Below are 13415 nucleotides of genomic sequence, written 5' to 3'. Positions count from 1 at the left end.
AGGACCTTATCAAGAGTCATTATATCAGTAAAAAGGGAATCATTCCAAGTGACAGGTTATTTCAATACTTTTATCTTCTGAATGACGACGTCTTCTTTCGGTTTGTCTTTCGCGTCAACTGGAGTATTGGCGATTTTATCAACAACATCCATTCCTTCAATCACTTGCCCAAAGACGGTGTGGCGGTGATCAAGCCATGGTGTGCCGCCATATTTATCATAGACATCAATCATTTCCTTTGGATACCCTGCCTTTTCCATCTGCTCTTTCATGGATGGATCAAGCTTGCTGCTTTGTACGATGAAAAACTGGCTGCCATTTGTATTCGGGCCAGAGTTCGCCATCGATAATGCCCCTCTTAAGTTAAATAGATTATTTGAAAACTCATCCTCAAATGGGGTATCCCAAATACTTTCGCCGCCGGTTCCATTGCCATTTGGATCACCGCCCTGGATCATAAAGTCTTTAATGACACGGTGAAAAATTAAACCATCATAATAGCCTTCTTCACCATGCTTGACGAAGTTTTCTACAGCTTTTGGAGCATATTCCGGAAATAGCTTTATTTTAATATTCCCCATCGATGTTTGCATTTCAACCAGTCTTTCGTTCTCTGCTACCTCTTTTGATGCTTGAGGATAAACGGAATTTGCCACTTTTTGATCTCCTTCTTTCTGCTCTGTTTTGGATGCGGAACTCGTTCCATTTTCCGGTTTGGTTTTATTGCTTGTCCCACATGCGGAAAGCACGAGAACAATGACGAAAAGAGTAACTAGATTTAACAGGCTCTTCCTCATATATCTTTCCTCCAAATCTCACTTTATTACACTATGTTTTTCATTTTAACGTTTTCATACTAAAATGGAAGTAGTAAACCACTGGTTAGGAGTGTTTTGATATGGCAGAACTAGAAATTGGTACAATTGTCACAGGGATTTATAAGACAGGTAAATATATCGGAGAAATTACTGAAATACGCCCGCAGCATTATTTAGTTAAAGTACTCGGGGTTTTAAAGCATCCGATGCAAGGGGACTTACACAGCCCGAAAGATGCGGATGTCCTGATTTTCCATGAGCGCCGTGCCCTCGCCTTTAGGGAGCAGACCAATATTCCAAAGCAGATGGTAAAACCTTTTGAGGGTGAAGTCCCTCATTACAAGGAGTCACTTAAAGAGGCTGTTGAAAAAATGAAGCAGGAGCTTGAAGAAAAACCATCAGATTGGGCAAAATTAAGTCTGCAGGCCATTGAATCTTTAGAAAAGGATTATTTTAAATAATAGCTTGGGCCAAGGGTGTCACTAAACACAAGACAGGCTGGTGAGAAGGCTGTTTTTTCCCTTCTTCAGATCCCTCTTGTGACCTTGAGCCCATTGGAAGCAGGACCATTCCAGAAATCTTAAAATAGTAAATGGCCAAATCGTTTTAAGTGATTTGGCCATTTAAGCAAATTCATTTAATAATTTGGAGAAATCCACCCGGTCTCCAATAGTTGTTGGTTTCGGTTTTTCTAAATAACGTTTATCCTTTTCCACGAGCTTGAATATATTGTAGGTAGTCAAAGCATCATCAAGTGCACGATGATGCCGGCCTGTCCCTTCCTTTCCATATTCCTGAACAGCCTTCCACAGACCTGTTTGATTTTGGTCTCCAAAGAAACGTTTATATTCCATGGAAAGATCTAATTCATGGGCATGGAATGGAAATTTAACCCCAGCATGAAGACAATTATGCCTTAGCACTTTCATATCCATATTTCCCCAAGTAACAATGGTAGTTTCTAAATGATTTTTATTAAATTCCTCCAGTTTTCGGATAAAATCATAAAAGGACAGCCCAGAGTCCACTTGCTGCTGTGTAATATGTAAGAATGACTTACAACGTTCAGATAGTTTAGGGAATTTAAGAGGAGTAACATACGAGGAAAACTGTTCAACGATCTGCTCATCCACGACCAAGACAGCCCCCACCTCAATAATTTCTGGATAAAAGTCCTTCATTCGAACCTTTCTCTCAGGCATTGAAAATTCAAAATCAATAAACAAATACTGCCGTTTTCTCATCATTTCCACCCCCTATTTATTACATAAATTGTTTAGTACATTATATAGAGAAACATGTACAAAAAACTGTGCTTTTTGCTATTTTTTTATTTCTTTTATTATAACAGATTTCAAGAGTGATTTTTTTAAATTTTTCTACAATGGAACGAAAAAATGGAGGCCGGGGGAGCCTCCATTTTTTCGTTTTATTTATTTTTATTCTGCATTTACGGGCAGTAAGACCCCCGCTACAAGACAAAGCACAAGCAGGAAGTATAAGCGGGGGATAACTTCCCGTAAATACCCGAATGGTTCAACTAACAATCAGCGGGGGTTGGGAAAACCCCAACTTATTGAAGTTTCACTTTATTTATTAATAACAGCCATTGTACATCTAGAGACACAGATTAGACGGTCCTGTTCATCTGTTATTTTGATATCCCATACCTGTGTTGTTCTGCCGCGGTGAAGCACTGTTCCTACAGCCGTGACAACCCCTTCCGCTTTCGGACGGACATGATTGGCATTGATTTCAAGACCAGCAACCCCCTGCGTTTCCTTGTCCACCAGTTCATAGGCACCAAGACTAGCAACCGTCTCTGCCAATGCAACCGATGCACCTCCATGAAGGATTCCAAACGGCTGGCGCGTTCTTTCATCAACCGGCATTGTGGCAATAACCTTTCCCTCTCCTACATGTGTTAGTTCAATTCCTAGAGCTGCGATTAATGTGTTTTCTATCATGTTTCTTCCTCCGATATTAAATAGTTTCATTACAACTATTCTTTTTTACATTCTTATTTTCCTCTTTTAAAAAGGCTGTTTTCGTAAACTATGTTGTTATGCCAAGTTTATTCTATTTAGGAATAAGCGGACTCTGCGAAAAAGCTGGATTACAGGATAGCCCCCTTGGAAGTAAAAAATAAGCGGAAGTTTTCCCGTTATTTGCAAAATTAAGAGCTTAAATAGTAAAAAATAAGCGGAGTTTTTTCCGTTATTCAATGAAAAGCACCCGATTTTAGCAGTTTAAAATCAAATAAGGGAAATTCCTCCGTCTATTTCAGCTAATTAACATCCAATTTCCTAAATAAGGGGAATTTCTACCTCTATTTTTTGAACGAATCTTAAAAAGGGGTGCAAAAAGCAACAATCTTTTAGAAAAGAGCCTTTAAAAAAGAAAAAACAGCCGCAGCTGTTTTTTCGTTACTAGTAATATCCAGGATAACCACCAAAGCCAGGATATCCTCCATAACCTGGATAGCCATAGCCATAGCCAAATGGCGGGCGCATTACAGTAGAAGCTCCCCAAGCGCCCCCGATACCACCGCCTATTAATCCTCCTAAAAAGCCAAGTCCGCCAACCGCTAACAGCGGCCATCCCCAGCCTCCAATAAACCGTTGATCAGCAACCGGATATGCATTTCGATAATAATAAGGGTGCATAAAAGGCCTTACCTCCTTTATATTTGCCTATACTATTTCATATGCGGGGAGGGGCCATTTGGAGTGGGCGGGCTATATATCCAGTGCCAGATTTTTATATTTTAGTTTACTGAGGACAACCCGCTCGGTTTTTTTCCTCTTTGAGTTCTCTTGATCCTTTTATGAGGACAACCGGCTCGCCTTTTTCCTGTTTAATGTTCTTATGATCTCTTCATGAGGACAAATCGTTCGTTTTTTTCCTCTTTAAGTCCTCATAAGCAATTCCTTAAATCCTTATTTTTCAATCGGTTCAAATCGTTCCACAAACAGTGCCAGTGTTCGAACCATTACCCCTGTGGCGCCAGCCGGGCCAAGGTCGCAGGCTTTGGATGTGGTGGCGGTTCCAGCGATATCTAAATGGACCCATGGGGTGTCTTCGGCAAATTCACCAATAAAGGCACCAGCGACAATGGCATGGCCTTCACGTCCTGGTGAGTTATTTAAATCTGCCACCTGGCTGCTCTTCACCCGCACTTTTTCGGACTCAAACAATGGCAGCTGCCACATTTGTTCACCAGCTTCCATGGATGCTTCCAGTACTTGTTCATATAATGGTTCATAATTTGTCATTGCCCCGGTTGTATGAAGTCCGAGCGCTGTAATGACACCACCGGTTAAGGTCGCGATATCAACCAAATATTCAGCTCCATGATGTTTCGCATAGGTAATGCCATCAGCAAGCACTAATCGTCCTTCAGCATCTGTATTTAACACTTCAATGGTCTTACCGCTCATGGATGTAATGACATCATCCGGCTTAAAAGCTCCACCGCTGATCATGTTATCGGTTGAAGGAATAACAGCAACCACGTTCTGCTCTGGTTTAAGCTCCCCGATGATTTCCATTGCTCCCAGAACAGCGGCAGCACCGCCCATATCCGTCTTCATTCCGACAATACCGGCCTTCGTTTTAATTGAATAACCGCCTGTATCAAAGGTAATTCCTTTCCCAACTAAACCAATGACGTCCTTCCATTCCTCTTTACCTTGATATTTTAACACGATCATTTTTGGCGGCTCTGCAGAACCTTTGTTGACAGCTAATAACGCCCCCATGCCAAGCTTTTCAATTTCGTCTTTGTCTAAAATCTCTACTTCAAAATCATATTTAGCGCCAAGTTCTGCAGCATAGTTTGCCAAATCAGCTGCCGTCAGCATATTCCCTGGGGTATTCACAAGCGTTCTTGCAGAATTCGTTCCCTTTCCGAACGTATAGCCAACCGTTAAAGAAGCCTTAGCCTCGTCTGCCTCTGCTTTATCACTATATATAGTAAGCTCTGAAAGCTTTCTCTCCGGTATATTTGATTTTTGCCTGTATCCATTATATTGGTACATGGAAAGTACAGCTGCTTCACTTAACGCATGGGCTGCATCTAACTGATCTATTTTTTCCGTTACAAAAGAATCTAAATAAACAGCCGCCTCTGTTAATTGATTGCTCTGGATTTCTTTAAACAGTCTGCCAAACGCCTCACGCATCTGATCAAAGGACAGCTCCTTTTCCTTACCAAGGCCGACAAACCAGAGTCTTTTGGATCCTATTTTGCCTAAACTATGTACTTTGCTGATGTGTTTAACTTTTGCTGAAATATCACCTGATTTTACGAGCTCTGTCAGCTGTCCATGAAAACTTTCATCCAATTTAGCCAGCGACCCGGAAAACTTCTCGGGTTTATCAATTAGTCCAATCACCAACCCTTCATGTTCAGCCGTTAAATCTAATTCTTTCTTTACCTGAAACATATCAAGCCACCTCCACATTATTCGTGTTCCATTATAGTCAAAAAATTAGTTTTAATCATCTTCCATGTATAAGACCAATGCTGGAAGCTTTGGCAGTTCATCAATTCTTTCATAGGGAATGCTGTCAATATCTTTCGGGAAAGTCATCAAGCATTCTTCTATAAACGGATAGACTTTTTCCAAATCAAGGCCCCAATGCTTCGGCCGGTATTCTTGTAAATAATAATAAGCCGTCAGCATCATCATTCTCGCACCTTTTACATTTCCATATTCATAGTGGTAAATCGCGACACTCATCTGCAATAATCCTTTTAAAAATAAATTCTGTTTGTCAGTCATCCACATTTCTTCCAATAAATCATGACATGTATAATAATCGCCTTCATTAAAGCTGACAAAAAACTCATAATACTCGATTGGATAATCCTCCACTATCAGGTCCCCGCTTTCCTGCATCCTTCTCTTTATTTTAAGAAATAGTGAATGGGAACGCAAAAAAACAGGCATTGCCCGCCTGTTTTATCTTTTTTCAGATTTAATATATGCCTGTCTGAAGACCTGCATGGCTTTATCTTCATTTAATGCCTGCAGCTGCTGTTCCGTTAATTTTCCATTCCCTTTTTGGACAACATAAACATCAACCTGTTTTTTCCCCCAAAAACGATACACATCATCAACTGTTTCAAAATAAAGGTCTAATTTATTTCCTTTAATTGCACCGCCTTTATCAGCGACAACACCATAGCCATAATCAGGGATAAATAGAATGGTGCCGATTGGGAACACAGTTAAATCTGCTGCAATGGTAGAATACAGGTCACGTTTCACTTTCACACCTGAGTAAGTGATTCCATATTCAGGATGACTTTTATTTTTTCCTGTAGATTCATAGCCTGCCGTGTAGCCTGTTGCCGTCACAGTATGTTTAGGATATTTGGACCAATCAAATGCATCTTCCAAATTAGCTGTCCCTGATACATTTTCGCTGGCAGAAAGAGCATTTGTGAAATGGTGGACTAAAGTTTTAGCGTTCACACCTGATAGGGATTCATAAGTTACTAATAATGCCATAATAAAAAGACATGTCATTGCCAAACGTATTGCCCAATTTTTCATTTTATTCATTAAAATTTTCACTCCTCCCAAAATATTCATTCCCAAGATGGAAGGAATTATTCAAAAAAGAAGTGGTAATCCTTTAAAGGTATAAAAAAAAAGACCTTCGCTAAGAAAGCAACAGGTCATTAAAACATTTGATATCCATTTTTTCTTAAAAGTTTGATCGTAATTCCGGATGCTATAGCTCCTGCCAGCCCGCTCACTAAAATGATAATATCTGCAGAAGCCAATGAACTAAATCGGTGCCCCAATTCTACGAAGGCATGTTTGCTGTCAGTAAAATAATCAAGAAATCTTACTTTATCTATGATTAAAATTGCAACAATTGGGTAAATTATTGCCATAATCCATGTCATTCGGAGAATCATATTTAAAATGAAGCCAATTCCAAAAAATAAAACAAAAAATAACAATATCGATATCAATAATACGACAATGTTCATTGAAATCCCCCTTTTTACATCATTCTTTAGTGTAACTGAACGTATGAAAGGGAGTCAATGAAATAATGATGACAGCAGAAAAAAGGCAGGCACTTTTTAATACCTGTCCTTAAGAGAATATTAAAATAAATTAAATTTCCCTTTCTTCAATACCAGAGATGTTCCGCCTATCATAAAAAGAGCACGATTATCCACAGCTTTCTTCATTATGGATGCTGCCATACCCGTCAGTTTCTTCCCGAAAACAACCCCTATTGCATCATCATCGCCAAGCGAGCAAATGGTTCCTTTACTATCAAACTTGAATGTCTCGAGCTGCGGCATATTGCGGATTAAGGCGATAATATTACGGGCCGTTACTTCCCCTTGCTGCATGGCTATTTGTGCGGTCGGCGGAAAAGGACGATTGTTTTCTTCATTAATGATTAAAGAGCAGTCACCAATGACAAATACATCCTCAAATCCAGGCACTCTTAGATCAGGCTGTACCTTTACCCGCCCCCGCATTGCTTCGATTCCGGATTTTTCGATGATGGAATTTCCGCGTACGCCGGCAGCCCAGACAACCGTGGAAGCTTTAATCTCCCATGGCTCTTCATCACCTTTGGCCACTAAAATACCTTCTGGAGTCGCTTCCTTAATGGCTGTACCGATTAAAAACTCTACCCCTCTCCGCTGTAATTGGGAAACGGCATAGTTTACCAACTCTGGATCAAAACCAGGAAGTGCGGTTGGAGCTGCCTCTACACAAATAATTCTTACCTTTTGCTGATCTATATCATATTCCTGGCAAAGTTTCGGAATTCGTTGCGTTAATTCACCTAGGAATTCAATTCCTGTAAAGCCGGCACCGCCGACGACAATCGATAGGCGGTTATCATTCTTCTCTTCCTCCATCTGATAAACTGCAAATTGGTACTCAATATGCTCCCTGATTTGGCGTGCTGAATTCACATTTGTAATCCCTAAGGCATATTCTTTTAAACCCTTAATCCCGAATGTTTCCGGCTCTCCTCCAAGGGCAATCACCAGGTAGTCATATTCGACTTCCCCTTTTTCTAAAATCACTTTCTTTTCATCTTTATTAATTTCCATAACAGTGTCTTGGATAAAGTGAACTTTGCTACTGTCCAGTACATGATGGATATCATAGCGGACTTTATCATGATGCAATGTGCCGGCCGAAGCTTCGTGAAGCCAAGTTGTCTCATAATGATAATTATTTTTGTTTACTAAAACTATTTCTGCTTCATTAAATCCCATCATTTTTTGCAAACGAACAGTTGTTAACAATCCTCCATATCCAGCACCAAGAATGACGATTTTTGGTTTCCTCATCTTTATCACTGCCACCTTTTTATTTTTTTAGTGCATTCTTATTAACTGGGAAAATGTTTGTGATGAATTTCACGAATGGATGCATAGAAATAATCATAATCTGACATTAACAAAGAATACTGTTTCATCTGGCATAAAAAGGAGAGCATTTTCCCTGCTTTTTCATAAGAGCACACTTTAAATTGTCACAAAATTTAAACAATATCCTTTAATACATCTTATGCTGTTTTAGTATTTATTTCAAGTATTTTCATACAATTCCATAAATATAATATACTAAATTATCTTTTTTGAAACTTTTATGAATATTGCCAGAGTAAAGTACAATTATTTCCATTTTATGGTATTGTGGTAGATGGGGAATTTATTACTTGTTAGGGGGGTACATAAATGCTGGAAGATCAGAAGCTTTATGATATTACCATCATTGGCGGCGGCCCCGTTGGTCTTTTTACTGCCTTTTACGGGGGTATGAGACAAGCAACCGTAAAGATCATCGAAAGCCTTCCACACCTGGGCGGTCAATTATCTGCGCTATATCCTGAAAAATATATTTATGATGTTGCCGGTTTTCCAAAAATCCTTGCACAGGAATTGATTAATAACTTAAAAGAACAAATGGCAAAGTTTGAACCAACGATTGTGCTTGAACAATCCGTTGAAAAGCTTGAAAAACAGGAAGATGGGACATTTAAATTAACAACCAATAAAGAAATTCATTATGCAAAAACAGTTATTATTACTGCAGGCAATGGTGCATTCCAGCCGCGCCGTTTAGAATTGGAAAGTGCAAGACAATATGAACGAAGAAACCTTTACTATTTTATTAATGACCTTAACCAATTTGCCGGTCAGAAGGTTGTTGTATTTGGCGGCGGTGATTCTGCAGTTGACTGGGCCCTTATGCTTGAACCTATTGCTGAAAAAGTAACCATTGTTCACCGCCGTAATAAATTTCGTGCCCATGAACACAGTGTCGAAAACCTCTTTCATTCAAAAGTAGATGTAAAAACACCATTTGTTCCGGCAGAATTGATTGGCGATAATGCAGGCATCCGACAAGTTGTCCTTGAATCTGTAAGCGACAAAAGCAAAGAAACGATTGATGTTGATGCAGTCATCTGTAACTATGGTTTTGTTTCTTCCATTGGACCGATCAAAAATTGGGGTTTTCACATTCAAAAGAACTCCATTATCGTGAATTCCAAAATGGAGACAAATATCCCGGGAATTTATGCTGCAGGTGATATCTGCACGTATGAAGGCAAAGTAAAATTAATTGCTTCCGGTTTTGGCGAAGCCCCGACAGCCGTAAACAATGCAAAAGCATACATGGATCCAAAAGCAAGAATTCAGCCATTGCATAGTTCTTCTATGTTTGATCATTAGTTATACAAAAGGCGTCCAAATCATGGACGCCCTTTTACTGTATATTGTTATCATTCTTCAGAAGCTTTCAGCTGTTTTCCATCCAACTTATTCCTGCCTGTTTAGACTCTGTTTGGCTTATATTAGAAAAGAGACTTGTCACACAGACAAAGCCTCTTTTTAGAACCAATGAAATGCATTAATATCCCCAAGGAATGACAATACTGCCGGTAACAGAGAAATAAAGCTTAACCTTTTATCAGATTTACCAGAAAATGATATATCTAATCTGCTGGATTCCTTCACTTCTCCATTACTGCTCTTGTGTATATTCCTTTCAAATTTAATAAACATTTCGTATTCCCCCCGATATGTATTTTTGTTAGTAAAGGGGGTCATTGTATTAAACCGCCTTTACATCAACTTCTGATTTTTCAATCAGGATTCAAATGAATCAAAAGTTGATATGTATACAAAATCAGGATTTACTGCTGATTTAGTTAAAATAAATCTTTTGTGTTTTTTTACATATCTCGGGTTAACTATTCGGAATATTTGGTTCTAAATAAATATAGCACGTTTGACCTATACCGGCAATATTAAAAAAATACTTAATAATAGTGAAAAAATCAGTCCTCAGCTCTCAACCCTTATTAGCGGCAAATGACTATTTATTAGCGAATTCAGCTCATTTATTAGCGAGTCCAAGCCTTCTATTCGCGAATCCCCAATTTAGCGGGTTGTTCAATTCGGCACAAAGGCTAATTCCGCGGGTTTTGGCCTTGATTATGCGGATTTGCTCATTAATTCCGCGGGTTGGGCCATTGATTCCGCGGGGGTCTGCTCCTTGATTCCGCGGGTTTGCTCTATGAAAGACTGTTTTCGCCTGCCCGAACCCCGTTTTGTCCTTCATCACCTCTATGAAAGACTGTTTCCGGATTCTTGAACCCCGTTTTGTCCTTCATCACCTCCATGAAAGACTGTTTTCGGATTCTTGTTCCTGGTTTTGTCCTTCATCGCTTGGATGAAGGACTATTTCCGGATTCTTGAACCCCGTTTTGTCCTTCATCATCTCTATGAAAGACTGTTTCCGGATTTTTGAACCCCATTGTGTCCTTCATCACCTTCATGAAAGACTGTTTCCGGATTCTTGAACCCCGTTTTGTCCTTCATCACCTTCATGAAAGACTGTTTAAGGATTCTTGAACCCCGTTTTGTCCTTCATCACCTTCATGAAAGACTGTTTTCGGATTCTTGTTCCTGGTTTTGTCCTTCATCGCTTGGATGAAGGACTATTTCTGGATTCTTGAACCCCGTTTTGTCCTTCATCGCTTGGATGAAGGACTATTTCCGGATTCTTGAACCCCGTTTTGTCCTTCATCCGCTGCATTTCCGCCGAATCCTCTGTTATTTCCGCGCCCCCCTGAAAGTAAGAATATTTAAGTGCCGCATAATCCTATGAAGGTCCTGCGCTTTTCTTCAGATGCGTTCGATTTTTATCCATAAAAAAACCTTCCCGATTAGTAATGTTTTGGCATTAACTACCGGGAAGGCAAAACACATCCTATTTGCAGATGTTGGTTTAAGTCATCTTTTTAGTCTTGTGTACACTCAGTATTTTATTAGCATTCTTCCGGTGTGCCGGCATTTACTGCAGTGCGGAATGAGGATCCGCAGCCACAGGATGCAATAGCATTCGGATTATCGATGGTAAAGCCGCCGCCCATCATGGACTCTTTATAATCAATTTTCGTACCGTTGAGAATGGGGGCACTTTCTTTATCCACTATGATCTGAATTCCAAATTGTTCAGACTTGAGATCATCTTCTTTAACTTCATGTTCAAACCCCATGCCATATGATAATCCGCTGCATCCGCCGCCTTGTACACCGACGCGAAGAAATGCACCTTCTTCTTCATTATGTTTCATCATTTCTTTAATGTGCAGTGATGCTGCTTCTGTTAAAATAACGACATCTTTACTCAAGAAATTCCCCTCCTGACTTTATTGCTTTTCATATAGTATAACACCGTTTTATAAAGGCACAAATGTTTAAACCTTATAAACAGTATATGAACCAAAATCAAAAAGGAGAGCATCTGCTCCCCATCTATCTAAAACATCGGATTTTCTTCCAGGTATTGATAAATGTTATCTACCAATTCATCTGGTGTCTCTCCAGTTACCACTTCTCCATTAACAAGAGCATACAAATTTCTTGCGCATATCCCGCAATAGCTTAGGCAGCCGTATTCAATAACATCCAAATTAGGATCTTTTTCTAATTTTTCAAGTGCCTTTTGTGACCCTGAAGCGAGATTGCTGACACAGAATTCTATGATCGGTTTAAACATATTTTCACCTCTCCACCACTACATATCCTACTATTTTTCGACAACAACGTCAAATACCATGTTACTGGTATATTTGTCAAGATATTTCCCTTTAAGTGTTGTTATTTTGACACAATTTCGATATACTCATATTTGTGTGTTAAATAGGGAGAGTATATTTGAATAATATTTCTGAAGAACTTTTTTATTTTTGAAACGGCTAAATATGACAAATAGTAAAACCTTCAAAATGCTTCGCAAAGGGGAATTTAAATGAAAAATCTTGTTATTCTCGGGGGCGGCTATGGCGGCATGAAGATTTTAAGTGAACTTCTGCCTAATAATCTGCCTGAAGATGTTTCAATTACCATGGTTGATCGTGTCCCATACCATTGTTTAAAAACGGAATACTATGCATTGGCGGCTGGAACTGTTCCAGATAAAGAGGTTCGTGTCGAATTTCCTGAGCACCCAAAATTGACGGTAAAATATGGTGAAGTAATCGGTGTCAATGCTAAAGAAAAAAAGGTCCTTCTAAAGGATGATGAGTCCATTTCCTATGATGACCTGGTCATTGGTTTAGGCTGTGAGGATAAATATCATAACGTTCCTGGTGCAGAACAATTTTCGTTTAGTATCCAGAGTATCGAAAAATCACGTAAAACCTATTCAGCCTTAAATAATTTGGGACCTGGATCTATTGTCGGCATTGTCGGGGCCGGCCTAAGCGGCGTTGAACTTGCAAGTGAGTTGAGCGAGAGCCGCGGAGATTTAAAAATAAAATTATTTGATCGCGGTAACCATATTCTTTCAGCCTTTCCAGACCGTTTAAGTAAATTTGTTGAAGGCTGGTTTAAAGAACATAATGTTGAAATTATCAATCATTCTAATATTACAAGAGTAGAAGAAAATACACTTTATAATAATGACGTACCAGTAAAATGCGATGTTATTGTTTGGACTGCTGGTATTCAAGCAAATAAAGTTGTCCGGGATATGGAAGGCGAAAAGGACCGTTCCGGACGGATGGTCATCACTCCTCGCCATCACCTGCCAAATGATGAACATATTTTTATTCTTGGTGACTGTGCCAGCCTGCCGCATGCCCCAAGTGCTCAGCTAGCAGAAGGTCAGGCCGTACAAATTGTCGAGGTTTTACAAAAGCGCTGGAATGGAGAAGAACCTCCGGCTGAATTCCCGCCAATTAAGCTGAAGGGTGTACTCGGATCTCTTGGAAAAAAACAAGGATTTGGAATGATGGCAGACCGTGCCATTACCGGCCGGGTTGCACGTCTATTAAAATCCGGTGTCCTTTGGCTTTATAAATTCCATAATGGATGATAAAAAAACAAGCATTCCGAAATGTAAAATGTACCCTATAGTATAGACACTTTAAAAAAGTGCTCTTTCTATAGGGTATTTTTTGTATAATTTAAAGAACAACATAGAGATATACATGGAGACGGAGAATTATGAGTAAAAAACTGTTTACAGAGAAAGACATCGCAACACTATCTAAGAACCGTTATGTTAAGACAGTAAGTTC

Annotated in this window: 16 protein-coding genes; 3 read left to right on the top strand and 13 right to left on the bottom strand. The window is 39.4% G+C overall.

The genetic code is table 11. The features are described from left to right. Positions 1-56: 56 nt before the first annotated feature. Complete coding sequence (locus M3183_RS08660; protein ID WP_285879122.1) at positions 57-797, bottom strand: peptidylprolyl isomerase; 741 nt, start codon at positions 795-797, stop codon at positions 57-59. 101 nt (positions 798-898) lie between these two features. Here M3183_RS08660 and kapB point away from each other — a divergent pair, with 101 nt between their 5' ends. Then, positions 899-1279, top strand: a complete 381-nt coding sequence (gene kapB / locus M3183_RS08655; RefSeq protein WP_251468549.1) for a kinase-associated lipoprotein KapB — start codon at positions 899-901, stop codon at positions 1277-1279. Positions 1280-1441: 162 nt separating this feature from the next. On the opposite strand, the gene kapD is transcribed toward kapB, so the two are convergent. From kapD to M3183_RS08615, 8 genes are all read right to left on the bottom strand, one after another. After that, positions 1442-2065, bottom strand: a complete 624-nt coding sequence (kapD, locus tag M3183_RS08650; RefSeq protein WP_251468547.1) for a 3'-5' exonuclease KapD — start codon at positions 2063-2065, stop codon at positions 1442-1444. A gap of 342 nt (positions 2066-2407) precedes the next feature. Next, a complete protein-coding gene (locus tag M3183_RS08645; RefSeq protein WP_251468545.1) occupies positions 2408-2785 on the bottom strand; it encodes a hotdog fold thioesterase in 378 nt (125 codons plus the stop codon). Positions 2786-3247: 462 nt separating this feature from the next. Further along, a complete protein-coding gene (locus M3183_RS08640) occupies positions 3248-3484 on the bottom strand; it encodes a hypothetical protein (protein WP_251468543.1) in 237 nt (78 codons plus the stop codon). A 273-nt stretch (positions 3485-3757) separates the two neighbouring features. Next, entirely contained in the window at positions 3758-5266 is a 1509-nt protein-coding gene (locus M3183_RS08635; RefSeq protein WP_251468542.1) for a leucyl aminopeptidase, read from the bottom strand. Between the two features lie 51 nt (positions 5267-5317). Further along, positions 5318-5698, bottom strand: coding sequence for a DUF309 domain-containing protein (locus M3183_RS08630; RefSeq protein ID WP_251468800.1), 381 nt, complete (start codon positions 5696-5698; stop codon positions 5318-5320). Between the two features lie 87 nt (positions 5699-5785). Then, positions 5786-6391, bottom strand: a complete 606-nt coding sequence (locus M3183_RS08625) for a 3D domain-containing protein (protein WP_251468540.1) — start codon at positions 6389-6391, stop codon at positions 5786-5788. Positions 6392-6510: 119 nt separating this feature from the next. After that, on the bottom strand, positions 6511-6828 hold the full coding sequence (locus tag M3183_RS08620) for a YuiB family protein (RefSeq protein ID WP_285879114.1): 318 nt from the start codon (positions 6826-6828) through the stop codon (positions 6511-6513). A gap of 120 nt (positions 6829-6948) precedes the next feature. Then, positions 6949-8166, bottom strand: coding sequence for an NAD(P)/FAD-dependent oxidoreductase (locus tag M3183_RS08615; protein ID WP_251468538.1), 1218 nt, complete (start codon positions 8164-8166; stop codon positions 6949-6951). Positions 8167-8556: 390 nt separating this feature from the next. On the opposite strand from M3183_RS08615, the gene M3183_RS08610 reads away from it, so the two are divergent. After that, the gene (locus M3183_RS08610; RefSeq protein ID WP_251468536.1) at positions 8557-9555 is read left to right on the top strand and encodes an NAD(P)/FAD-dependent oxidoreductase; all 999 of its coding nucleotides are present in this window, start codon (positions 8557-8559) and stop codon (positions 9553-9555) included. A gap of 159 nt (positions 9556-9714) precedes the next feature. On the opposite strand, the gene M3183_RS08605 is transcribed toward M3183_RS08610, so the two are convergent. From M3183_RS08605 to M3183_RS08590, 4 genes are all read right to left on the bottom strand, one after another. Next, a complete protein-coding gene (locus M3183_RS08605; protein WP_251468534.1) occupies positions 9715-9888 on the bottom strand; it encodes a hypothetical protein in 174 nt (57 codons plus the stop codon). 334 nt (positions 9889-10222) lie between these two features. After that, the gene (locus M3183_RS08600) at positions 10223-10447 is read right to left on the bottom strand and encodes a hypothetical protein (protein WP_251468532.1); all 225 of its coding nucleotides are present in this window, start codon (positions 10445-10447) and stop codon (positions 10223-10225) included. Positions 10448-11156: 709 nt separating this feature from the next. Further along, positions 11157-11522, bottom strand: coding sequence for a HesB/IscA family protein (locus tag M3183_RS08595; protein WP_285879110.1), 366 nt, complete (start codon positions 11520-11522; stop codon positions 11157-11159). A gap of 128 nt (positions 11523-11650) precedes the next feature. Beyond that, positions 11651-11890 carry a YuzB family protein gene (locus M3183_RS08590; protein WP_251468530.1) on the bottom strand — a complete coding sequence of 80 codons (240 nt, stop codon included), beginning with the start codon at positions 11888-11890 and terminating at the stop codon, positions 11651-11653. 252 nt (positions 11891-12142) lie between these two features. Between M3183_RS08590 and M3183_RS08585 the strand changes: the two genes are divergently transcribed. Next, entirely contained in the window at positions 12143-13210 is a 1068-nt protein-coding gene (locus M3183_RS08585) for an NAD(P)/FAD-dependent oxidoreductase (RefSeq protein WP_251468528.1), read from the top strand. The last annotated feature ends 205 nt before the right edge of the window (positions 13211-13415 follow it).

The organism is Neobacillus mesonae (genome assembly GCF_023715155.1).
Classification (GTDB): domain Bacteria; phylum Bacillota; class Bacilli; order Bacillales; family Cytobacillaceae; genus Neobacillus; species Neobacillus mesonae_A.
The sequence above is the reverse complement of the archived record's forward strand: the minus strand, read 5'-3'. Positions and strand labels throughout refer to the sequence as shown.